General features: G+C 66.0%; 23 protein-coding genes and 1 pseudogene. 7 read left to right on the top strand and 17 right to left on the bottom strand.

Going from position 1 to position 22,955, the window contains the following annotated elements; all coding sequences use genetic code 11:
* Positions 1-9 precede the first annotated feature (9 nt).
* The 5 genes and pseudogenes from LQ954_RS16295 to LQ954_RS01705 all read right to left on the bottom strand — a co-directional run.
* Positions 10-177 (bottom strand): annotated as a pseudogene (locus LQ954_RS16295) (DUF2155 domain-containing protein); the annotation flags it as partial.
* A gap of 272 nt (positions 178-449) precedes the next feature.
* On the bottom strand, positions 450-842 hold the full coding sequence (locus tag LQ954_RS01720; RefSeq protein ID WP_227771421.1) for an NADH:ubiquinone oxidoreductase subunit NDUFA12: 393 nt from the start codon (positions 840-842) through the stop codon (positions 450-452).
* A 256-nt stretch (positions 843-1,098) separates the two neighbouring features.
* Complete coding sequence (locus LQ954_RS01715) at positions 1,099-1,584, bottom strand: DUF192 domain-containing protein (RefSeq protein ID WP_231021632.1); 486 nt, start codon at positions 1,582-1,584, stop codon at positions 1,099-1,101.
* Between the two features lies 1 nt (position 1,585).
* The gene (locus LQ954_RS01710; RefSeq protein WP_443026594.1) at positions 1,586-2,143 is read right to left on the bottom strand and encodes a cold-shock protein; all 558 of its coding nucleotides are present in this window, start codon (positions 2,141-2,143) and stop codon (positions 1,586-1,588) included.
* Positions 2,144-2,217: 74 nt separating this feature from the next.
* Positions 2,218-2,742 carry a regulatory protein RecX gene (locus tag LQ954_RS01705; protein ID WP_227771418.1) on the bottom strand — a complete coding sequence of 175 codons (525 nt, stop codon included), beginning with the start codon at positions 2,740-2,742 and terminating at the stop codon, positions 2,218-2,220.
* Between the two features lie 134 nt (positions 2,743-2,876).
* Here LQ954_RS01705 and LQ954_RS01700 point away from each other — a divergent pair, with 134 nt between their 5' ends.
* Positions 2,877-4,610: a fatty acyl-AMP ligase gene (locus tag LQ954_RS01700; RefSeq protein ID WP_227771417.1), complete on the top strand. Its 1,734-nt coding sequence runs from the start codon at positions 2,877-2,879 to the stop codon at positions 4,608-4,610.
* A 305-nt stretch (positions 4,611-4,915) separates the two neighbouring features.
* Here the strand turns inward: LQ954_RS01700 and LQ954_RS01695 are convergent, their stop codons facing one another.
* The 9 genes from LQ954_RS01695 to LQ954_RS01655 form a co-directional block, all read right to left on the bottom strand.
* Positions 4,916-5,140 (bottom strand): hypothetical protein, encoded by a 225-nt coding sequence (locus LQ954_RS01695; RefSeq protein ID WP_227771416.1) that lies wholly within the window; start codon positions 5,138-5,140, stop codon positions 4,916-4,918.
* Positions 5,141-5,389: 249 nt separating this feature from the next.
* Complete coding sequence (acs, locus tag LQ954_RS01690; RefSeq protein ID WP_231021629.1) at positions 5,390-7,333, bottom strand: acetate--CoA ligase; 1,944 nt, start codon at positions 7,331-7,333, stop codon at positions 5,390-5,392.
* Between the two features lie 109 nt (positions 7,334-7,442).
* Positions 7,443-8,060 (bottom strand): MarC family protein, encoded by a 618-nt coding sequence (locus LQ954_RS01685; protein WP_231021627.1) that lies wholly within the window; start codon positions 8,058-8,060, stop codon positions 7,443-7,445.
* Positions 8,057-8,653: a hypothetical protein gene (locus LQ954_RS01680; protein WP_231021626.1), complete on the bottom strand. Its 597-nt coding sequence runs from the start codon at positions 8,651-8,653 to the stop codon at positions 8,057-8,059. Before LQ954_RS01680 ends, LQ954_RS01685 begins: the two co-directional genes overlap by 4 nt.
* Positions 8,654-8,655: 2 nt before the next feature.
* Complete coding sequence (folD, locus tag LQ954_RS01675) at positions 8,656-9,525, bottom strand: bifunctional methylenetetrahydrofolate dehydrogenase/methenyltetrahydrofolate cyclohydrolase FolD (RefSeq protein WP_231021625.1); 870 nt, start codon at positions 9,523-9,525, stop codon at positions 8,656-8,658.
* The gene (locus LQ954_RS01670; RefSeq protein WP_330999952.1) at positions 9,522-9,794 is read right to left on the bottom strand and encodes a DUF167 family protein; all 273 of its coding nucleotides are present in this window, start codon (positions 9,792-9,794) and stop codon (positions 9,522-9,524) included. Before LQ954_RS01670 ends, folD begins: the two co-directional genes overlap by 4 nt.
* A gap of 26 nt (positions 9,795-9,820) precedes the next feature.
* Positions 9,821-10,120: a YggT family protein gene (locus LQ954_RS01665; protein WP_227771575.1), complete on the bottom strand. Its 300-nt coding sequence runs from the start codon at positions 10,118-10,120 to the stop codon at positions 9,821-9,823.
* Positions 10,121-10,187: 67 nt separating this feature from the next.
* Entirely contained in the window at positions 10,188-11,090 is a 903-nt protein-coding gene (gene argB, locus LQ954_RS01660) for an acetylglutamate kinase (RefSeq protein WP_231021623.1), read from the bottom strand.
* 95 nt (positions 11,091-11,185) lie between these two features.
* Positions 11,186-11,824 (bottom strand): queuosine precursor transporter, encoded by a 639-nt coding sequence (locus LQ954_RS01655; protein ID WP_231021622.1) that lies wholly within the window; start codon positions 11,822-11,824, stop codon positions 11,186-11,188.
* 202 nt (positions 11,825-12,026) lie between these two features.
* Here LQ954_RS01655 and LQ954_RS01650 point away from each other — a divergent pair, with 202 nt between their 5' ends.
* Positions 12,027-13,358: a NupC/NupG family nucleoside CNT transporter gene (locus LQ954_RS01650; protein WP_231021620.1), complete on the top strand. Its 1,332-nt coding sequence runs from the start codon at positions 12,027-12,029 to the stop codon at positions 13,356-13,358.
* 60 nt (positions 13,359-13,418) lie between these two features.
* Here the strand turns inward: LQ954_RS01650 and LQ954_RS01645 are convergent, their stop codons facing one another.
* Entirely contained in the window at positions 13,419-14,198 is a 780-nt protein-coding gene (locus LQ954_RS01645) for an SDR family oxidoreductase (RefSeq protein ID WP_231021618.1), read from the bottom strand.
* Between the two features lie 52 nt (positions 14,199-14,250).
* On the opposite strand from LQ954_RS01645, the gene LQ954_RS01640 reads away from it, so the two are divergent.
* Positions 14,251-15,021: an ATP-binding cassette domain-containing protein gene (locus tag LQ954_RS01640; RefSeq protein WP_231021616.1), complete on the top strand. Its 771-nt coding sequence runs from the start codon at positions 14,251-14,253 to the stop codon at positions 15,019-15,021.
* Complete coding sequence (locus tag LQ954_RS01635) at positions 15,018-16,526, top strand: ABC transporter permease/substrate-binding protein (protein WP_231021615.1); 1,509 nt, start codon at positions 15,018-15,020, stop codon at positions 16,524-16,526. The genes LQ954_RS01640 and LQ954_RS01635 overlap by 4 nt, the downstream gene beginning before the upstream one ends.
* A gap of 16 nt (positions 16,527-16,542) precedes the next feature.
* Here the strand turns inward: LQ954_RS01635 and LQ954_RS01630 are convergent, their stop codons facing one another.
* A complete protein-coding gene (locus LQ954_RS01630; RefSeq protein WP_231021614.1) occupies positions 16,543-17,544 on the bottom strand; it encodes an NAD(P)H-quinone oxidoreductase in 1,002 nt (333 codons plus the stop codon).
* Between the two features lie 84 nt (positions 17,545-17,628).
* On the opposite strand from LQ954_RS01630, the gene LQ954_RS01625 reads away from it, so the two are divergent.
* Positions 17,629-17,826: a DUF1192 domain-containing protein gene (locus LQ954_RS01625; RefSeq protein WP_227771405.1), complete on the top strand. Its 198-nt coding sequence runs from the start codon at positions 17,629-17,631 to the stop codon at positions 17,824-17,826.
* Between the two features lie 161 nt (positions 17,827-17,987).
* Positions 17,988-20,306 (top strand): ATP-dependent Clp protease ATP-binding subunit ClpA, encoded by a 2,319-nt coding sequence (gene clpA, locus LQ954_RS01620; RefSeq protein ID WP_227771404.1) that lies wholly within the window; start codon positions 17,988-17,990, stop codon positions 20,304-20,306.
* A 362-nt stretch (positions 20,307-20,668) separates the two neighbouring features.
* On the opposite strand, the gene LQ954_RS01615 is transcribed toward clpA, so the two are convergent.
* On the bottom strand, positions 20,669-20,899 hold the full coding sequence (locus LQ954_RS01615) for a hypothetical protein (protein ID WP_227771403.1): 231 nt from the start codon (positions 20,897-20,899) through the stop codon (positions 20,669-20,671).
* 119 nt (positions 20,900-21,018) lie between these two features.
* Between LQ954_RS01615 and LQ954_RS01610 the strand changes: the two genes are divergently transcribed.
* The gene (locus LQ954_RS01610) at positions 21,019-22,842 is read left to right on the top strand and encodes an ABCB family ABC transporter ATP-binding protein/permease (RefSeq protein ID WP_231021613.1); all 1,824 of its coding nucleotides are present in this window, start codon (positions 21,019-21,021) and stop codon (positions 22,840-22,842) included.
* Positions 22,843-22,955 lie beyond the last annotated feature (113 nt).

The raw sequence follows: 22,955 nt of genomic DNA, 5'->3' as shown, positions 1-22,955 counted from the left end.
CGGACGCTCCTTGTACAGCCAACCGGAGAAGGCGCGGCGCCACTTCTCGTCGCTGCCACGAACGTCCAGCTGTAGAAACGCGCCGGTCAGCTGCTCCTGCTCCCAAGGGGCAGTGCGCTCACAAGCACGCAGGCGCACGATCGTGTCACCGATGCGCAGCGCCTGCCCCGGCTTCATCGTCAGATCCCGGCTCACACCATTGCGCTTGTTGAGGAGGCCGATCACTGCGCTACGCTGCGCCATTGGCGTGCTGCCGGCGTCCACCGGCGCCGCATCGCCCTCCACCGTGACCACGTCCGACGGCGCATCCTGCTCCGCAGCGTCCGGAACCTGCTGGCTGGTCGCGGGCCGTGCGTCACTGCCCCCATCACTGATCCAGCGCGCGCCTTGCCACGCCCCCACCCCCAGCAATGCGGCGGCGGCGAGCGCGCCGGCCGCTACCGCCGGCTTCACGCGTCCGGGCTCCACGCCTCGTAATCACCGCTGGCTGCCTGGCGCTGTCCACCGCGCTCCAGCGAGCCAGACGGGCGATATGCCTCCGCCGTGCCGGTCATGTTCGGCTTGGCCGGCTTCTGCCACGGCCGCGGCGGTGGCAGCGCGCTCCCCGGCGCCGAGTCCACATGATGGTGCAGCCAGCTGAACCATTCGGGCGGCACACGGCTGGCATCATTCGACCCATTGTAGATCACCCAGCGGCGCGGATTGCCCGCCGTATCCTGCCCGCCTTCATAATAGACGTTGCCGAGCGCATCCTCGCCGATGCGCGTCTTGCCGCGCAGGCCGAACCAGGTGCCAATGGTGGCGCCATTCCACCAGGTGAAGGGGTTTAGGTTGATGCCCATGTCGCCCGGCGCTTAGCGTCTGGCGCGCAAGGCTTCAATGGCATGTGACACGCGCACGGGTGAACCTGTCGGACCTTCACCCGCGCAACGATGGAGTCGCTTGATCAACGGCCAGCGAAGCGGAGGCAAGGTTGAAAGGCCCGCGACCGAACAACACGCCGCAATACGGTCCACGCGCCCCCCCCTGCCCACACCTCTGGGCAGCGCCACCGCGCTCTTCCAGAATCGGTCCTTGGGAGCGCCGCGACGCCAGCGATCACTTCTTCCAGGTGACCTTGTCGCCTTCGGCGATGCCGAGCTCTGCCGACCGGCCACCGTTCAGTTCAAGCACGGCGCCCACCGGCTCGCCCGATGGCACCTGCGCCTCGGAGAAAGGCACGGTATTCTCGGCGATGCGCGCGATGGTGCCGTCGGCACGGATGAAGATGATGTCGAGCGGAGAAGGCGTGTTCTTCATCCAGAAGCTTGCCTCGCGCGGTCCCCCGCCCTCCGGGGGATAGGGCGCAAACAACATGCCGCCGTCCTTCGGTATGTCGGTGCGATACATCAGGCCGCGCTGCTGCTTTTCCACCGTGTCCGCCACCTCGACGCGGAAGACATGCCGCCCGTTGGTGCTGGTGATCGTCAATTCGGTGAGCGGTGCCTTTGCCGCCTCGTTGCCGGCCGTCGCGGCGGCATCCCGCCCGGTGCAGGCCGACGCGCCGATCAGCAGCGCCAGAGCCGCGATGCCGTGAAGTTTCATCCTAACTCTCCCGTACGACGCTGACCGCCATCGGCCCCTTGCGCCCATCGACGACCCGCGCACGAAGCCGCTGCTCCGGCAGGACATCCGCAATATCGCCGCGACGCAGCGTTTCCATGTGAACGAAGATATCGCCGGGCACGTCATCCCGCACCAGGAATCCGTAGCCTTTCAGGCGATTGAACCATTTGACGGACACCGGCTCCCAATCGCCGGCTTCATCGATGAGGGTCACGGGATCGACCCGGCTGACTGGCCGGGGTGCCTGTTCCACCGCTGTCGAGGTGTCGATCGCCAGGATCTCGCGGGCCTGATACCCTCGCTCGCGGCGCACCGCCACGGCATCGATGCGCGTACCCTCCGGCAGGCTGCGGCGGCCGAGCGGCTGAAGCACGGAAAAGTGGATCAGCACATCACCGATCCGTGCCTCGTCTGGCACCAGAAAGCCGAAGCCCCGCGTCACGTCGAACCACTTCAGCGTGCCGGCAACGTGCACGCCTTCTTCTTCGCTCGTCACGGCGCCAGTTACTTCACCGTCCTCAGGCGGATCGCTGCGCATGTTCATCCATTCCCCCGGAGGAAGACGCTAGCATGGTTGTCGCGCCGCACAACATCACAGAACGGAAAGCGATATCATTGATCCGGTTCCGGAACGTCTCCGGGCGCGGCCGAAACGATGCGCCGTGCCACGGCGAAGGAATGACCGGCGCGCAACATGGTGGCCATCTGCCGCTCACGGGTGCGCTCGTCTGCCGGCGCTTGCGCGTAGGGGCCGAAACGACGCCGGCGGGCCAGCGCGAGCGCGCTCAACAAGGCCTCGTCGGCGCTCTGCTCCAGCGCCGGCGCGGCATCCTCTTCCTCCACATGCGCCGCTCGCAGCGCCTGCGACACACGCCGGACGCCATAGCCCCGCCGCGTGAGGGAGCGCGCCCGCGCCTCGGCAAACAGGCCATCGTTGATATAGCCAAGCTCAGCCATTCGCTCCGCCAGCATTGACGGGTCGACGGCGGCGCCGCTCCAGCCACGTTCCCGCACCTTCCGCGCGAGATAGCTCGCCAACTTGCCGCGCGTGGTGGCGAACCGCTCCACGTAACGCAGCGCCAACGCCTCCAGTTTGGCGGCGTCCAGCGGAGGGGGTGGGCGTCGGCTGTTGGTCATCCGCCTTGTTGTTGCCACACTGCCATCGGAATTTGAACGTGGCGTTCTATCAGATGGCCGGCCCGGCTGGTGGCCGTCCTGATATGTGCCGGCGCCCTCGAGGCACCACGAGCGAGATTTTGAGCAAAGCAAACATGACGAGCGCGACCCTGACCCCTACCCCGAGCAGCGATTCACAGCCGCGCCGATTCGCCGACTTTGCGACGCTTGGCGAAGCGCTGGACTTTGCGGCGCAGGGTGAGCGCGGCCTGAACTTCCATGATGCGCGCGGCGCGCTGGTGCGCCCCTATCCATTTCGTGAATTGCAGGCGGACGCGAAGGCGGCGGCTTATCGGCTGATCGCCGCGGGCATTGCGCCGGGCGATCGTGTCGCGCTGGTCGCGGAAACCAGCGCCGAGTTCGCCGCGCTGTTCTTCGGCACCGTTTATGCCGGGGCGTGGCCTGTGCCGCTGCCACTGCCGACCTCCTTCGGCGGCAAGGAATCCTATATCGATCAGCTTCGCGTGCAGCTGACGAGCTGCGATCCCGTGATGCTGATCTACCCGCCCGAACTATCCGAGATGGCCGGCGCCGCTGCTGCTGCCACGGGCACCAAGGGGGTCGACTGGGCAGACTTGCTGGCGCGCCCTGCGGACGCGGCCGAGCTTCCCCAGGCGTCGGGCGAGGACATTGCCTATCTGCAATATTCCAGCGGCTCGACCCGCTTCCCGCATGGCGTTGCGATCACTCACCATGCCCTGCTGAACAATCTGGCGGCGCATGCGCACGGCATGCAGCTGATTGAGAGCGACCGCTGCATCTCGTGGCTCCCCTGGTATCATGACATGGGGCTGGTCGGCTGCTTCTTGTCGCCGGTCGCGAACCAGGTTTCCGTGGATTACCTCAAGACCGAGGATTTCGCGCGCCGTCCGCTCGCGTGGCTGGATCTCATCAGCCGCAATCCGGGCACGTCGATCAGCTATTCGCCGACCTTCGGCTACGACATTTGCGCGCGCCGCATGTCGAGCCAGACAAAGGCCGCCGACCGATTCGACCTGTCGCGCTGGCGCCTCGCGGGTAATGGCGCGGACATGATCCGGCCGGACGTGATGCAGGGCTTCGTCGATGCCTTCGCCGATGCCGGTTTCCAGGCCAGCGCGTTCCTCCCTTCCTACGGCCTCGCGGAAGCGACGCTGGCGGTATCGATCATGCCGCCGGGCGAAGGTATTCGCGTCGAGCTGGTCGAGGAAACCCAGCTTTCCGGCGTGCCGGTCGGGCAGGACCGCCCGCAACGCTATCGCGCCATCGTGAATTGCGGAAAGCCGGTGAAGGACATGGCCGTCGAGATCCGCGAGGAAGACGGCACGCCGCTCCCGGAGCGGGCGATCGGCAAGGTATGGTGCAGCGGCCCATCCGTGATGGTCGGCTATTTCCGCGATCCGGAGGCGACCGACGCCTGCATGAAGGGCGGATGGCTGGACACCGGCGACATGGGCTATCTTTCTGATGGCTACATTTACATCGTTGGCCGCGCCAAGGACATGATCATCGTCAACGGCCGCAACCATTGGCCGCAAGACATTGAATGGGCCGTGGAGCAGCTTCCCGGGTTCAAGCAGGGTGACATTGCCGCTTTCGCAATCACCACGCCGGGCGGCGAGGAAACACCGGCAGTGCTGGTGCAATGCCGCACCTCCGATGATGAGGAGCGCAGCCGGCTGCGCAACGAGATCCGCGACCGGGTGCGCGCCGTCACCGGCATGAATTGCGTGATCGAGTTGATCCCGCCGCGGACGCTGCCGCGCACCAGCTCGGGGAAGCTGAGCCGCGCCAAGGCCCGCAACCTGTATCTGTCGGGCGAGATCAAGCCTTACGCAGTCGCCGCCTGAGGCGCGCCTCGGCACCGTGTCCGGGCGATGGCGGGATCACCGCGGCAACGGTGATCGACGACCGCGATCGTCCTGGATCCGCTCATCAACTGGGCGGTGAACTGGGCGGTGCTGCCACCTCCGGCGACGGTACGATCCGCCGCGCTCAGCTGCCTCACTGAACGACGGTCGCCAGCCCCCCGCGCTCACATCAAAGCGGGGGCGGTCCAAGTTTTGGTCATGAGGCAGGGGTGACTCTCAAAACCGCGAGGACGAGCCCGCGGTCTTGGGAGCGCAATGGCCGAGGCGGCGCTTGATCGCCGTGCTCAGGCCGCTTGCGCGTCAACCGTGCGGCGACGAGCGCGAGCCTTCGCCGTCAGCACGATATGTCCCCGCTTCTCCTGCACCCAGCCCTGCCGAGTCAGCACTTCAAGCGTTTTTGGACAATCTCCGCGCGAAATCATCAGGTGCGGCCCGGCGGCCCGCGCCGACCCGAGGATGCGTTCGAGCAGCTCAGCGGTAAGCCAAGCGCCATCGTCTTGCTGACCCAATGCGACCCCCCCAAGGGCTTACGGCATGGTGGATATTATGGGGTAGATGGACAGTGACTCTTGACGGACGTCAAGCGATTCGCATCCTCCCGCGACCGCTCTGAGATGAATCACCGGCGAAGCGTTGGATTCGGGAGAGGAGCCGTGAACGGCTCCCCGGCAGCCGCGGCGTGGGCACGCATCGTCGAGATTTCCGACGCCGGCGCCGCGACTGAGATCGCAGCGCCGCCTCGGCAGGCAGTGGTCCGGTCAGCCGATCATCGCGCGATTGGCCACCAGATCATCCACCACGGCAGGGTCGGCAAGCGTCGACGTGTCGCCGAGACTCCCGACATCGCCTTCCGCGATCTTGCGCAGGATTCGGCGCATGATCTTGCCCGAACGGGTCTTGGGCAGGCCCGGGGCGAACTGGATCACGTCCGGACTGGCGATCGGGCCGATCTCCTTGCGCACCCACTGCTTCAGCTCAGCGTTCAACGCCTCGGACCCGGATTCGCCCGCGTTGAGAGTGACATAGGCATAGATGCCCTGCCCCTTCACGTCGTGGGGCATGCCGACCACGGCGGCTTCCGCTACACGCGGGTGGAGCACCAGCGCACTCTCCACCTCCGCCGTGCCCATGCGGTGGCCGCTGACGTTGATGACATCGTCCACACGGCCGGTGATCCAGTAATAGCCATCCTCGTCCCGACGGCAGCCGTCGCCGGTGAAATACTTGCCGGGATAGGTAGTGAAATAGGTCTGGAAGAACCGGTGGTGATCGCCCCAGACGGTGCGCATCTGTCCTGGCCAGCTCGCCGTGATGCACAGGTTTCCACTGACCGCGCCTTCCAGCACTTGGCCGGTTTCGTCCACCAGCTGGGGATGCACGCCGGGCAGCGGCTTGGTGGCGGACCCCGGCTTCAGGTCGGTCGCACCCGGCAAGGGGGCGATCAGCGCGCCGCCGGTTTCCGTCTGCCACCAAGTGTCAACGATTGGGGAGCGCCCTTCGCCCACCACCTCATGATACCAGCGCCACGCCTCAGGATTGATCGGCTCGCCGACCGTGCCGAGCAGCCGCAGGCTCTTGCGGCTGGTCGCCTGAACTGGCGCATCGCCTTCCTTCATCAGCGCGCGCAGCGCAGTAGGCGCGGTGAAGACGGTGTGCACCTGATGACGATCTACCACTTGCCAGATGCGACTGGCATCCGGCCAGTTCGGCAGTCCCTCATACATCAGCGTCGTGGCGCCATTCGCCAGTGGACCGTAGATCACATAGGTATGCCCGGTGACCCAGCCGATGTCGGCGGCGCACCAGAAGACGTCCCCGGGGCGGTAGTCGAACACCAGATCGTGGGTGAAGCTCGCCCACAGCAAATAGCCGCCGGTGGTGTGCAGCACGCCCTTCGGCTTGCCGGTAGAGCCCGACGTGTAGAGGATGAACAGCGGGTCCTCCGCCTTCATCGGCTCAGGCGCGCACTCCGTTGAAACACCCGCGGCCGCTTCGTGATACCAGACGTCACGCTCATGCATCGGCACGTCTTCGCCGGTGGCCTTGATGACGATCACCTTCTCCAGGCTGGGCGAGCGCGGAGCCGCAGCATCGACATTCGCCTTCAGCGGCACCCGCTTGCCACCACGCCGCCCGCAATCGGCGGTGATAACGACGCGTGAATCGCAATCCTGGATGCGGCCGGCCAGTGCGTCAGGCGAGAAGCCGCCGAACACCACCGAGTGAATCGCGCCGATCCGCGCGCAGGCCAGCAGCGCAAAGGCAGCCTCCGGGATCATCGGCAGGTACACCGTCACCCGATCACCCTTCCGGACGCCCTGCGCCTTCAGGACATTGGCAAAGCGGCAGACCTCTTCATGAAGCTGCGCATAGGTGTAGCGCCGCGGCTCTTCGCCGGGCTCGTCCGGTTCCCAGATGATCGCCACCTGATCCCCGCGCGTGGCAAGATGCCGGTCGAGACAATTGGCGGCGACGTTAAGCTCACCATCCTTGAACCAGCTGATGCCGAAATCCGCTTCGTCAAACGACCATTCGCCAGCGACGGTGGGCGCCTTGATCCACTCCAGCCGCTTGGCTTGCTCCAGCCAGAAGGCGTCGGGATCGGCCGCTGCCGCTGCGTACATCGCCTCATAGGCGGTCCCATCGACCTTTGCCTCGGCGGCCCAATCATGGGGCACTGGGTAAAGCAGCTGCTCGGCCATGCATCTTCTCCTTTTCCGCCTGATGGCCGCGGAAAAGGAGGCTTGGCAACTGTCTTGGGCATGAAATCGCCCGACATCACCGCTCGCGCGGGACACCGGGCGGATCAGATCAGCGAATCTGCTCCAGGATGCCGTCGATGACGAACTGCACCGCGAGCGCCGCGAGCAACACGCCGAGCAACCGGGTAATCACCGCCTCGATCTTGTGACCGAGCAGGCGCATCAGCGGTCCGGCGGCGATCAGCGCGGCGAGCGTCAGCAGCAGGATCGTGCCAAGCGCGGCGAGAACCACCAGCGATCGCTCCAGCCCGTCGTTGCGCGCCATCAGCAGCATGACGCTGGCGATCGAGCCAGGGCCGGCGATCATCGGCATCGCCATGGGGAAGATCGAGACGTCCTCGGCCTCTTCCGGGGTGATATTGGCCGCGCGATCCTCGCGCCGCTGCGTGCGCTTCTCGAACACCATTTCCAGCGCGATGAGGAACAGCATGACGCCCCCGGCGATCCGGAACGACGCCAGTTCGATGCCCAGCCCCTTGAGGAGCTTTTCCCCGAACAGCGCGAAAACAAGCAGAATGGCGGCCGCCACTCCGACAGCGCGGATCGCCATGGTGCGGCGTTGCACGGTGCTGGCCCGGTTCGTCAGCCCGGCATAGATAGGCGCGCAGCCCGGCGGATCGATCACCACGAAAAACGTGATGAGCGCGGAGATATACAGTTCGATCATGAGCGCGGCGGCCTCGGCGCGGGCACGCGGTCATCGATCACCGTTTCGTACGCGGCACCGGTCCAGAGTTGAACGGTGAAGCGATGGCCCCGATCCGGCGCGACCTGCCAATGCCAGCGCAATGTTGCGTCAGCCGAGGCACCGCCGCCGTCCTGAGACTCTTCATTATTGGTGGGCGTTCCCTTGCACGAGGCGCGGCGTACGACTGGGTTCGAAACCCTTGCGCGCGGTTCCTTCAGGTCCGCTCCCTGGTCGAGCAGCCAGCGCCAAGTGCCATCAGGCTGCCGCCGCCAGATGGTGGAGAAGTAGCTCGATCGATTGCCGGGCCATAACGCGCCACCAGTGTTCGCCGCCGTGGCGCCGTCGCACGAGACGAAGCTCGCCGTTGGCCACCAGTCCACCGACACCGGCGGATCCGGCACATCCTTCAGCGCCGTCGCTACCGGCTGCGGCGGCAGGAAGATCGCGTCCTTTGCCGCCCATTTGCGAAAGGCGGTCCACTGACCCAGCTTCTGCGCATCCGCGGCGAAGGCCCGCTCCGCCTCCACGGCGGTTTGCGGTGCGGCGCTTGCCAGCAACAGCGCGAGCAACACGGTCAGATATCCTGCGACAAGGTGACACCCTCACGCCGCGCGGCGGAGACCAGGGTGTTGCGCAGCAGAACCGCGATGGTCATCGGTCCGACGCCACCCGGCACCGGCGTCATCGCGCCAGCAACCTCGGCACAGGCCGGGTCGATATCGCCGACGAGCCCCGCGTCGGTGCGATTGATGCCAACGTCGATCAGCGTCGCGCCCGGCTTGATCCAGTCGGGCTTCACCATGGCGGCGCGCCCTACCGCGGCCACCACGATGTCGGCGCGCTTGACCACCTCGGGCAGATCGCGGGTGCGCGAATGTGCCACCGTCACGGTGCAACTATCGCCGATCAGCAGCTGCGCCATCGGCTTGCCGACGATGTTGGAGCGGCCGATCACCACGGCATCCAGCCCGCCCAGGTTACCGTGCACGTCGCGCAGGAGCATCAGGCAGCCGAGTGGCGTACACGGCACGAAGCCGGGCAGCCCGGTCGCGAGACGTCCGGCGTTCACCGGATGGAACCCGTCGACATCCTTGTCCGGATCGATGCGGGTGATAATCGCGCTTTCGTCGAGGTGCCGGGGCAGCGGCAGCTGGACCAGAATGCCGTCGACGGCGGGATCGGCGTTCAGCTGATCGACCAGCGCCTCCAGTGTCTCCTGAGTGGCGTCGGCGGGCAGGCGATGCTCGAAGCTTTCCATGCCGGCGGCGACGGTCGCCTTGCCCTTGGAACGGACATAGACGGCGGACGCGGGATCCTCGCCCACCAGTACCACGGCCAGGCCGGGCTTGCGCCCCGCCTTCGCGATTACCTCAGCCGCGCCCTCCGCGACCCGCGCGCGCAGGCCAGCGGCAAATGCTTTTCCGTCGATGTTCCGTGCCGTCATGCTGGCTGGCCATAGAGGTTCGCGGCGATGCGCGCCAGCGCAGCGGGCTCACCCGCGACGAACAATCGCTTGAGCCGCGCGGTCTCGCCCCCAACGATGCGCACGGAGCCGCGCGACACGCCAAAGGTCTTGGCGACAAGCGCAACCAGCGCCGCATTGGCGGCGCCGTCCACCGGCGGCGCGCTGACCCGCGCCGCGAAATACGAATCCGTCCCGGCTTCCAACAGGTCGCGGCCGCCGCGGGGGGTCAGGCGTACGCTGACCGAAATGCCGTCCGCGGCGGCGCGCCAGGCGCTCAGATAGCGCCCATCATGACGCTGGCCTGCACATTGTTCAGGATGATGGTGAGAACCGCGATGGCGATCAGGACCACGGCCGGTGCGAAATCGATGCCTCCGGTCTGCGGCAGGATCCGGCGGATTGGTCGGTACATCGGCTCTGTCAGGCGATCGAGCCCCTGATAGAGCGAGCGCACGAAATTGGACTGCATGTTGACGACGTTGAACGCCACCAGCAGCGACAACACGAACTGGATGACGATGACCCACCAGACCACGTTCAGCAGGACCTGAAGGATCTGGACGATGGTAAGCATCAACAAGGGCAATCTCCGTTCGGGTGTATCAGTTCATTAGCACAGTTGGGCATGACGGCGGGATCGATCAAGCCTTGCGGATCAACGTGCCTGCACCACGCCGGGTGAACACTTCCAGCAGCATCCCGTGGGGAACGCGGCCATCGAGCACCACGGCGGCATCGACGCCCGATTCCACCGCCGCGACGCAGGTTTCCAGCTTCGGGATCATGCCGCCGGAAATGGTGCCGTCCGCGCGCAGCCCGGCAACGTCCTGCGGCGTCAGGTCCGTCATCAGCTCACCCTGCTTGTCCAGCACGCCGGCAACGTCGGTCAGCAGGAACAGCCGCTTGGCCCCCAGCGCCGCCGCAATCGCGCCGGCCATGGTGTCGGCGTTGATGTTATAGGTATGCCCATCCGCCCCGATGCCGATTGGCGCGATCACGGGAATGATGCCGTCGCGGCTGAGCGTATCGATGATGCGGCGATCGACGGCGACCGGCTCACCGACGAAGCCCAGGTCGACCTTGCGCTCGATGCCCTGGTGCTGATCAGGCTCGCTCCGGCCGACCTTCTCGGCCTGCACAAGCCCGGCATCCTTGCCGGAGATGCCCACCGCCCGGCCGCCCGCGCGTCCGATCCAGGATACGATTTCCTTGTTGATCGAGCCGGCCAGAACCATTTCCGCGATGTGCGCGGTTTCGGCGTCCGTCACGCGCAGGCCGTCGACAAAGCGTGATTCAACGCCAAGCCGCTTCAGCATCGACCCGATCTGCGGACCGCCGCCGTGAACCACTACCGGGTTGATGCCCACCGCCTTCAGCAGCACGACATCTTCGGCGAAATCGCGCTGTGCCTCGGGATCGCCCATCGCATGACCGCCGTATTTCACGACAAAGGTCGCGCCGGCGTAGCGCTGAAGATAGGGCAGTGCCTCGACGAGCGTCTCGGCCTTGGCGAGAAGCCCGGGCGAAGGGGTGTTGTCGGTCATGGCAGCGCCCTTATCATATCGAAACCGGTACGGAACCCGGCCGCTGCGCTGTTGTCCGGCAGTTGCCGACCGGGCGGCGCTGCGGCCCGTGGTGCTCAGCGATCGAGGCGGCGCCCCAGCGCCACGAAGCCGTAGATCAGCGGCGGCACGAGGACGATCGACAGGACGACCTTGGCGATCATCTGACCGACCAGCAATTCGCCGATCGGGAACACGCCGTAAAAGGCGATGGTGACGAACAGCAAGGTGTCGACGATCTGCGACAGCACGCTGGCGACGCCGGCACGCAGCCAGAGCAAGCGACCGCCCTCACCCCCCTTCAACGACGCGAAGATGGTGACGTTGAGCGTCTGCGACGTGCCATAAGCGACGATCCCGCCCAGCCAGATGCGCGGCGTCCCCGTCATCATCAGCTCAAAGGCGTTGAGCCGCTCCGCTTCCATTTCCGGCGCGGCTGGTACCGCCAGCACCACAAGGGTCAGCAGCAACGATACCAGGAGAGGGATGAAGCCGATCTGCACCAGCCGGTTCGCGACCTGGCGGCCATGCAGCTCCGCGATCGCGCTCGATGTGGCGACCAGCAGCAGGAACGAGAAGATGCCTGCCTCGACGGCGAGCGGGCCAAGGGCAACCTGCTTGTTGCCGAGCACCCCGGCGATGCACACCATGCCGCCATAGAAGATCGAAAAGGCGAAGAGCGAGCGCGCGATCGGCGCTTGGGCGGGCGATTCCATCTACAGCCGGTAGCACCCGGAACGGGCCTTACGGAAGTATTTCTGTCATGCCATCCGCGAGGAAAAGCGCCGGTAAATGGTAAAGGCGGCGCGGAATTCGACGGCAGTGCTTGTCGAAGCACTGCCCCTTTCTCTATGATGCGGCGCGAAAAAATACGGCAGGGCTTGGCGAGCTCCGCCCGCGAACGGGGGTTGTCCGCACTTGAGCCGTCTTCTCATCGGCATTGCCGGTATTCTGGTCATTCTTGGTCTTGCCGTCGCACTCTCCACCGACCGGCGGGCAATCCGACTGCGTGTCGTGGCGAGTGCGTTCGCGCTTCAGGTCGGTATTGCCGTGCTGGTGCTCTACGTGGACTGGGGGAAGCGCGTGCTTTCCACCATGTCCGCAGGCGTCTCGAACCTGCTCGGCTATGCGAAGGCGGGCGTGGACTTCCTGTTCGGGCCGCTGGCATCTCCGGAAATCGGCGGCAACAGCTTCGCCATCGCCGCGCTGCCGGTGATCATCTTCTTCGCCAGCCTGGTCTCGATCCTCTACTATCTGGGCGTCATGCAGTTGATCGTGCGCTGGCTGGGCGGCGCGATCGAGAAGGTGATCGGCGTATCCAAGGTCGAAAGCCTGTGCGCGGCGGCCAACGTGTTTGTCGGCCAGTCGGAATCGCCTCTGGTCATTCGGCCCTATCTTGCCGGGCTCACGCCGTCGCAGCTGTTCACCGTGATGACCAGCGGCATGGCCGGGGTGGCGGGAACGATCCTGGCGGCCTATGCTTCCATGGGGATCCGCATCGATTACCTCCTGGCCGCCAGCTTCATGGCCGCGCCGGGCGGCATTCTGATGGCAAAGATCATCATGCCGGATCGCAGCATGCCGCCGGAGGGCGAGCTGCCGCTGGGCGATCTGCCTGATCCCGACATCGAAATCCGCGTCTCCGAAGCGCGCATGAACGCCCACCCCGCCGCCCTTCCAGCGGAGGAGCCGGCCGGCGAGCCGATGCCGGAGGCTACTCACGACGAGGAGAAGCCGGCCAATCTCATCATGGCCGCGGCCCAGGGCGCACAGACCGGCGTTCGGCTGGCGGTTGCGGTCGGCGCGATGGTGCTGGCGTTCGTAGCGCTGGTGGCGCTGGCCAACGGCATCCTTGGCGGCATTGGCGGTATGTTCGGCCAACCGGATCTCAGCTTCCAGATGCTGCTCGGCTATGTCTTTGCGCCGATCATGTTCCTCATCAACGTGCCGTGGGACGAGGCGCTGCGCGCGGGTGGCATGTTCGGGCAGAAGATCGTGCTGAACGAATTCGTGGCCTATATCGATCTTGGCAAGCAGGCTGCGGACCTCTCGCCGCGCACGGTCGCGATCGTGACTTTCGCCCTGTGCGGCTTCGCGAATTTCTCCTCCATCGCGATCCAGATGGCCGTTACCGGCAATCTCGCACCCAACCAGCGGCCGATGATCGCGAAACTTGGCATTCGCGCGCTCCTTGCTGGCAGCCTGGCAAACCTGATGTCGGCCGCGTTGGCGGGGCTGCTGATCGTCTGACGCGCGGGGACAAAGGGTGCGGGCTCCTTTCGGAGGCGCCCGCACCCTCCCGCCGCCGCATCAACCGCGGGCGAGCCGCATCCGCTTGCGCAGCCTGCCCGGCATCCACCGCGATGCGAACGCCAGCCGCCGTGCGGTCTTGCCGACCAAAGTATGGACGCGATCGCCATGGACCGCCGCCCAGGCGGCCTCGGCCACCATCTCGACTGGCGTGAACTCCAGCCCCGCTTCCACCACCGTTTCGCGCACGCTTCGGTTTGATCCGCCCACCGAGGCACTGAGCAGCGGCGTGTCGATGAAGCCGGGCATCAGGCTGCGCACGCGGATGCCCTCCGCCGCCCACTCACCGTCCAGTGCTTCGGTCAGCCCGCGCACGGCGAACTTGGTAGCAGAGTAAATCGCTGCGCCCGCCGTGCCATAGATGCCAGCGGCCGACGCCGTGTTGAGCAGACACGATCCCGGCGTCGCCGCCAGATACGGATAGGCAAGCCGGGCGCCGTACACGACCCCCTTGATGTTCACGTCCAGTGCGCGGTCGATGTCCTCCAACGATGCCGCGCCGAACGGGCCGCCCACTGCCACGCCCGCATTGTTGAACAGCACGTCCAGCTGCCCGCCGCTGACGTTCGTGAATTCGGCGAGCACTTCTTCCCAGTCTTCGGGCGAGCGCACGTCCATGAAGTGGCGCGTCGTCCGGTCGGCCGGCAGCATGGCGGCCGTGGCGGCGAGCCCCGCTTCGTCGCGATCGGCGAGACCCACTCGCCAGCCGCGGTCTGAAAACAGCTGCGCCACGGCACGACCAATGCCCGAGCCGCCGCCTGTGATAAGGATTGCTTTCATCCCCCGCTCCTCTGTTTGACCTGGAGCGCGGCATCCCGCATCCTCCTGGCCGATGCCAGTGGAATCGCTTGGCCCCGCCGTCGGCTTCCACGACGTGACCAAACGGTTTGGCGCCGGCGCTCCAGCCGTCGATGGCGTGTCCTTGTCAATCGAACCGGGCAGTTTCGTGGCATTGGTCGGCACCTCCGGCTCCGGCAAATCGACCCTGCTCAAGACGATCAATCGGCTGGTGGAGCCGACTTCCGGGCATGTGACGATCAACGGCGAGGATGTGAGCCGGGCCTCGCCGCCCGCGCTTCGCCGCAGCATCGGCTATGTCTTCCAGAATGTCGGCTTGTTCCCGCACCTCAGCGTGGCGGAGAATATTGCGCTCCCCTTGCGCCTGTCCGGCCAGCGCGCCGGCAGCCGGGTGAACGAACTGCTCGATCTCGTTGAGTTGCCGCTCAACGTGCTCTCCCGCCTCCCGAGCGAGCTATCGGGTGGCCAGCGTCAGCGCGTGGGTGTGGCGCGCGCGCTGGCTGGGGGGCCGCGCCTGATGCTGATGGACGAGCCGTTCGGTGCACTGGATCCAGTAACCCGCGCGTCGCTCGGCGAAGCGGTACAGGCGCTGCACCAGCGTCTTCGTCTGACCACCGTGATGGTCACGCATGACATGACCGAGGCACTGCTCTTCGCCGACCGCATATTGGTGATGCGCGAGGGACGGATCGTCGCGGATGAAACGCCAGCGACCCTCCTGGCCGGTGCCGGGGGAGAGGCGGCGCAGGCGCTCGTGGCGGTCCCACGCAGGCAGGCGCAGCAATTGGCCACACTCTCGCGATGAGCGGAGCGTGGGATCGCATTCCCGCCCTCGCGGCACAGCATCTGCTGCTGGCGATGGCCGCCCTCGCGCTCGGCATCGTGATTGCGGTCCCGCTCGGCTTCTGGTCGGCGGGACGGCCGGTTGCGGCCCGGCTGGCGCTTGGCGCAGCCAGCGTGGTGCAGACCATCCCCAGCCTCGCCCTGCTGGCGCTGTTCTATCCCGTGCTGCTGTGGATCGGCGGATTGCCGGCGCTCGGCTTTCTGCCGTCGCTGCTCGCGCTCACGCTGTACGCGCTGCTGCCGATCCTCAGAAACACGGTGACCGGCCTGCAAGGGCTCGACCCCGCGGTGATCGAGGCAGCCGATGGCATCGGCATGACCGGGTGGCAAAAGCTCCGGATCGTCGAGGCGCCGCTGGTACTGCCGGTGCTGACCGCAGGTATCCGGATCGCGGCGGTCTGGACGATCGGTGCCGCCACGCTTTCGACGACGGTGGGGCAGCCGAGCCTTGGCGACCTCATCTTTGCCGGGTTGCAGACCCAGGCATGGCAGCTGGTGCTGGCCGGCTGCATGGCCGCCGCGGGCCTTGCGCTTGCCGTGGATGCGCTGCTTGGGCTGGCCGAATATGGCCTGGCGCGTCGTCGTCGCTGGCTGGCCACCGGGGCCCTCGCCCTGCTGGTCCTGGCGACGCTCGCGGCGACGACACCCTTGTGGCGCAGCACCACGACGCGCGTGGTGGTGGGCGCGAAGAACTTCTCCGAACAGTTCATCCTCGCGCGGCTGATCGGCGATCGGCTCCGTGCAGCAGGCTATGAAGTCGAGTACCGGGACGGACTGGGCTCAGCAGTCGCGTTCGGCGCCGTCGCAAGCGGCGCTGTCGACATCTATGTCGATTACGCCGGCACGATCTGGACCGGGCAGATGAAGCGAGCCGACGTTCCGCCCCGCGACGCGCAAGTGCGCGCCATCGCGCAATGGGCGAGGCAAACCCATGGCGTGACGCTGCTCGGACCATTGGGCTTCGAGAATGCTTACGCCTTTGCCATGCGCGGCGCGCAGGCGCAGCGGCTGGGCATCACCAGCCTTGCCGATCTTGCGGGCCAGTCGTCGCAACTGCGGCTCGGTTCGGACCTTGAGTTTCTGGAGCGACCGGAATGGCGCGCGGTGCAAGCCGCGTACGGCCTGCAGTTCGCCAGCGCGACGCCGTACAGCCCGACCTTCATGTATCGCGCGCTGGCCAGGGGGCGGGCGGACGTGATCAGCGCCTTTTCCTCCGATGGCCGGATCGCCGCCGATCGCCTGACCGTGCTCAAGGATCCAAAGCGCGCGATCCCCGGATATGATGCGATCCTGCTGCTCGCGCCGAAGCGCGCCCGGGACCAGCGCTTCGCGTCGGCACTGCGCCCGCTGATCGGCGCGATCCGCGTCGAAACGATGCGCGAGGCCAATTACATGGTCGATCGGGACAGCAACAAGGCAACGCCGGAAGCCGCCGCCAAGTGGCTGTCACAGCGGATCGGCCGCTAAAGGGCGTTTGCCTTCCTCAGCCCATCGTCAGGACGATCTTGCCGACGTGATCGCCCGCTTCCATGCGCCGATGCGCTTCGGGCGCTTCCGCCAGCGGAAACACCTTGTCGATCACCGGCTTCAGACGGCCCGCCTCGGCATGCGGCCACACGGTGCGGGCCAGTTCGTCCGCCACCATCGCCTTGAACGCGGTGTCGCGCGCGCGCAGCGTGGAGCCGGTCAGCGTCAGGCGGCGCATCATCAATTCGAAGATCGGGATCGTGGCCCTGGCGCCGCCCTGAACCGCGATGGACACGTGCCGGCCATCTTCCGCCAGACACTTGAGATTGCGCGGGATATAGTCCCCGCCCACCATGTCGAGCACCGCGGCCACGCCCGTGCCGCCGGTGATGTCCTTCACCCGCTCCACAAAGTCTTCGGTCTTGTAGTTGATCGCGTGATCGGCGCCGAGAGACTTGGCCGCGGCGACCTTCTCATCCGAACCCGCGGTGACGATGATCTTCACCCCGAAGATGTTGCAAAGCGCAATGGCCATGGTGCCGATCCCGCTGGTGCCGCCATGAACCAGCACGGTGTCGCCTTCATTGGCGTAAGCGCGCTCGAACAGGTTGGTCCACACGGTGAACAATGTTTCCGGCATCGCGGCCGCTTCCACCATGGACATCAGCTCAGGGACGGGCAGGCACTGGCCGGCGGGCGCCGCGACATATTCGGCATAGCCGCCGCCTGCGACGAGGGCGCAGACCGGCTGGCCGATCATCAGCGATGCGACGTCCGGCGCCATTGCAACCACCTCGCCCGACACCTCCAGGCCATAGATGGTCGGCGCTCCCGGCGGCGGCGGATAGGCGCCCTTGCGCTGCATCACGTCGGGCCGGTTCACGCCGGCGGCAGCGACTCGGATCAACACCTCGCCCGGTTGAAGCGTCGGCACCGGGCGGTCCACCAGGGTCAGCACCTCGGGGCCGCCATGCACCTCGGGATCGATCGCCTGCATCATCGCCGGAATGTCGTTCATTGCCGCTCCCCCAAAGCCAGGCATCCGTAAATGCATGGGCGCGCCTTATTGACTTCGCACCCGCAGCGGTCAACGATACGCGCCATGGATCTGGATGATATCCTTGGGTCCCGGCCCGACGATCCCCTGAACGCGCTGGTGCGCGAGGATCTCGATCGCCTCTCCGTGACTGAGCTGGAGGCGCGAATCACCGCGCTGGAGGGCGAAATTGCCCGCAGTCGCAAGAAGATAGAACAGGCGGTCAACCACCGCGCCAGTGCGGACGCCTTGTTCAAGCGATGACCAGGGACGCACCGGGCAGGCGTGACGCCAAATGCCGGTGCGGGGCCCCGATGCATTTCGGCCTGCCGCTTGATGCCGGCCATCCCAATCACGACATTGTAACAAAGGGCCGGACGCCTGCCCCCCAGACGTCGCTCCACGGCCCGGTTGGAGTATCCTGAATGCCATCCTTTGCCAGCGCTCTCGAGACCACGCTGCACAAGGCGCTCGAGGCTGCGTCCGCGCGGCGTCACGAATATGCCACGCTTGAACACCTGCTGTTCGCGCTCGTTGATGACGAGCATGCCAGCCAGGTGATGACGGCGTGCGGCGTCGATCTCGGCGAACTCAAGACCACGGTCGCGCATTATCTCGATACCGAGCTTGGCGCACTGAAGGTCGATCAGCAGACCGACCCCTCCCCCACCAGCGGCTTCCAGCGCGTCGTCCAGCGCGCGATCCTGCACGTCCAGTCCTCCGGCCGCGACGAAGTGACCGGCGCGAACGTGCTGGTGGCGTTGTTCTCCGAACGCGAAAGCTATGCCGTCTATTTCCTGCAGCAGCAGGACATGAGCCGCCTCGATGCCGTCAGCTACATCAGCCACGGCGTCGGCAAGGGCGTGTCCGCGCCGGAAGCCTCCACGCCCAAGGGCGCCGAGGACAAGGAAGAGAAGAAGCCGGCGGAGAAGGCCGGCAAGGGCGAAAGCGCGCTCAAGCAGTTCACCGTCGACCTCAACGAGAAGGCGCGGAACGGCAAGGTCGATCCGCTGATCGGCCGCGGGCCGGAGGTGGACCGCACGGTGCAGATCCTGTGCCGCCGGTCGAAGAACAACCCGCTCTATGTGGGCGATCCGGGCGTGGGCAAGACGGCGATCGCGGAAGGCCTGGCGCGCAAGATCGTCGAGGGCGACGTGCCCGACGTGCTGAAGCCCGCCGTCATCTATTCGCTCGACATGGGCGCGCTGCTCGCCGGCACGCGCTATCGGGGCGATTTCGAGGAGCGGCTGAAGCAGGTCGTCAACGAGCTCGAGAAGATGCCGCATGCGGTGCTCTTCATCGACGAGATCCACACCGTGATCGGTGCGGGCGCGACCAGCGGCGGCGCCATGGATGCATCGAACCTGCTGAAGCCGGCGCTGTCCGGCGGCACGATCCGCTGCATCGGATCGACCACCTACAAGGAGTTCCGCAACCACTTCGAAAAGGATCGCGCGCTGCTGCGCCGGTTCCAGAAGATCGACGTGAACGAGCCGACGATCGAGGATACGATCAAGATCCTCGCCGGCCTGCGTTCGGCGTTCGAGACGCACCACGACGTCAAGTACACGCCCGACGCGATCAAGTCGGCGGTGGAGCTGTCGGCGCGCTACATCAACGACCGCAAGCTGCCCGACAAGGCGATCGACGTGATCGACGAGGTCGGCGCGATGCAGATGCTGGTGGCGCCGTCGAAGCGGAAGAAGACGATCACGCCCAAGGAGATCGAGGCTGTCATCGCGACGATGGCGCGCATCCCGCCGAAGAGCGTGTCGACCGACGACAAAAAGGTGCTCGAGACGCTCGAGACCGACCTGAAGCGCGTCGTGTTCGGCCAGAACAAGGCGATCGAGAACCTGGCGAGCGCGATCAAGCTCAGCCGCGCGGGCCTGCGCGATCCGGAAAAGCCGATCGGCAATTACCTCTTCACCGGCCCCACCGGCGTCGGCAAGACGGAGGTTGCCAAGCAGCTTGCGACGATCATGGGCATCCCGCTGCAGCGGTTCGACATGTCCGAATATATGGAGCGCCACTCGGTCAGCCGGCTGATCGGTGCCCCGCCGGGCTATGTCGGGTTCGACCAGGGCGGGCTGCTGACCGACGCGGTCGACCAGAACCCGCATTGCGTGCTGCTGCTCGACGAGATCGAGAAGGCGCATCCCGACCTGTTCAACATCCTGTTGCAGGTGATGGATAACGGCCGCCTGACCGACCAGCACGGCAAGACGGTGGATTTCCGCAACGTCATCCTGATCATGACGACCAATGCGGGCGCTTCCGACATGGCGCGCGAGACGCTGGGCTTCGGCAATCTTTCCCGCGAGGGCGAGGACGAGCAGGCCGTGCAGCGGCTGTTCACGCCGGAATTCCGCAACCGTCTCGATGCGATCGTACCGTTCAGCTACCTGCCGACCGAAGTGGTCGCCCGGGTGGTGGACAAGTTCATTCTTCAGCTGGAGCTCCAGCTGGCGGACCGCGACGTCCACATCAAGCTCGACGACGAGGCGCGCCAGTGGCTCACCACCAAGGGCTATGACAAGCTCTATGGCGCGCGCCCGATGGGCCGCCTGATCCAGGAGAAGATCAAGCAGCCGCTGGCCGAGGAATTGCTGTTCGGCAAGCTCGTCCATGGCGGCGAGGTCGTGGTGAAGCTGAAGGACAATGCGCTGACGTTCGAGATCGTCGGCGCGGCGCCCAAGAAGCCGAAGCGCAAGGGCGGCAAGGCCAAGGTCGAGGCGGAATAAGCAAGAGGGGCGTCGGTCGCGAGACCGGCCCCCTTGTTGTTGGAAAGGCACGACCTAGAACCCTTCGTCACTCCGGACTTGATCCGGGATCCATCCGTCCGCGTACGCTGCGTGACATGATGATCGACACCGCTCGCGGCGCCATGGACCCCGGATCAAGTCCGGAGTGACGCGGTTTGGATGATGCTGAGCTTAGCCCAAGACGTCATGCCCGGCTCGTCCCAGCCTCCAGACCTCCACGCACCCAACGACTGCGGGAACGCCGAACGCCGGAACAAGCCCGGCATAACGGCTAAGATAACTGTAGCGCCCGCCGACCAGCGGCACCCACAGCGCCGCTACGGGACCTCAGCGCGGAGAACTCAGCCCCGCGGCGAACCCTCGCTCTTGCTTACCCATTGCGGCCCATTGGCGCGGCAGGCGGCACTGATCACCGGGAACGACAAATCGGTGTTGCGCGCCAGCGCAGCGGGCAGAGCGGCCTGGCATTGCTGGACTGTGGCGTAGCGAACCGGCTCAACGCGCGCCTCGGCACACATCTGCTGGTCGTCGCCGCAGCCCATGATCGCCAGCACGAAGAAAATCGGTTGCATTCCCGCCTCCACTCTGCCTATTCAACGCATTGGCTTTGCTGGGTGTTCCGGCGTTAACGCTCTTTTGACGTTCTGCCCGCCCATTGCGCCGACGGCGCCGCGCCCCGACATAGGATGTAATGCCACCGTCCGATCCGACCGGGCGCAGCGTTGATCGCCCGCTCGGGCCCACGCTCCGCCGCTTCCTCCCCTATCTCTGGCCTGCTGATGCCCCCGGCATGAAGGTGCGCGTCGTTGGCGCCATGATGCTGGTGATCATCTCCAAGCTGGTTCAGGTGTACGGCGCGCCGTTCGCGCTACAAGGCGCCGTCGACGGAATGGCGACGATCCCGCGCTCTCCGACATCGCTCGTGATCCTGCTGGTGGTCGGCTATGCCGCCGCCCGCTTCGGTTCGACCCTGTTCGACAATCTGCGGAACACCGTGTTCGAGAAGGTCGGGCAGGAAGCGACCCGCCGGTTGGCCAGCCAGGTGTTCCGGCACCTTCATGACCTGTCGCTACGCTTCCACCTGGAGCGGCGCACCGGCGCCGTCACCAAGGTGGTGGAGCGCGGCACCAAGAGCATCGATACGATGCTCTACTTCCTCCTGTTCAACATCGCCCCGACGGTCCTGGAGCTCAGCCTCGTTCTCGGCATCTTCTGGGTAAAGTTCGGCTGGCCGCTGGTCGCCGCCACGGTGGTGATGGTCGTCGTCTACATCTGGTTCACCCGCAAGGTGACGGACTGGCGGGCGGCGCTGCGGGAACGGATGAACGATCTGGATACGGGAGCGGTCGCCCATGCGGTGGATTCGCTACTGAACTTCGAAACGGTGAAATATTTCGGCGCGGAGGATCGCGAGGCGCGCCGCTATGATGCTGCGATGGGCGCCTATGCCCGGGCCGCGGTGAAGTCGGAAAACAGCCTCGCCTGGCTCAACATCGGCCAGGCCGCCATCACCAACCTGATGCTGGGCGCAGGCATGGGGTTCGTTGTCTGGGGGTGGGCCGAGGGCCGCTTCTCGGCTGGCGACGTGGTGCTCGTCTCGACGCTGCTGTCGCAACTGTTCCGCCCACTTGACCTGCTCGGCATGGTGTACCGCACGATCCGCCAGGGGGTGATCGACATGGGTTCGATGTTCGATCTGGTCGATACGCCATCGGAAGTGGTGGATTCGCCGGGCGCCAAATCGCTGGAGGTCGGCGCCGGCCACCTTCGCTTCGAAAATGTCCGCTTTGGCTATGAGCCCGATCGCGACATTCTGAAGGGCATCACGCTCGACATTCCCGCCGGCAGCACGGTGGCGGTGGTCGGCCCATCCGGCGCCGGCAAGTCGACGCTCGCGCGGCTGCTTTACCGTTTCTACGAGCTCACCGGCGGGCGGATCACCATCGACGGGCAAGACGTGGCGCACGTCACGCAGGCATCGTTGCGCCGTGCCATCGGCATCGTTCCGCAGGATACGGTGCTGTTCAACGACACGATCGGCTACAATATCGCTTATGGCCGCGAAGGCGCGACCGAGGCAGAAATCCGGGCGGCAGCGCGTGGTGCGGCGATCGCCGGCTTCATCGAGGCCCAGCCGGACGGCTATGACACGCGGGTTGGCGAGCGGGGCCTGAAGCTGTCCGGCGGCGAGAAGCAGCGCGTCGCCATCGCCCGCACCCTGCTGAAGAACCCGCCCATCCTGATCCTTGATGAGGCGACATCCGCGCTGGACAGCCGGACCGAGGCGGACATCATGGCCACCCTCCATGCCATCGAGCGCGGCCGCACCACCATCGTGATCGCTCATCGCCTGTCGACGATCGTCCATGCGGACAAGATCGTCGTGCTCGAGGCCGGACGGGTGGTTGAGCAAGGCACGCACGCCGATCTGCTGCGTGCCGGCGGCACCTATGCGGAGCTATGGGCACGTCAGGCCAGCGAGCAGCGCGAGGCGGAAAGCGAAGTCGCCAGCTGATCCGCCATCGCGGCGCAGGCCGCGATCCATCAACGCCAGCGCGGCGCCCGCTTCAAAGACTGGCCGAGGCGGTCTCCGCCCACCCGGCGATTACGATGGTGCCGGCGCACAAG

The sequence above is a fragment of the Sphingomonas sp. IC-11 genome, assembly GCF_021043365.1.
In the GTDB taxonomy this organism is placed as follows: Bacteria; Pseudomonadota; Alphaproteobacteria; order Sphingomonadales; family Sphingomonadaceae; genus Sphingomonas.
Note: the sequence above shows the minus strand (reverse complement) of the source record. Positions and strands in the feature narration are given on the sequence as shown.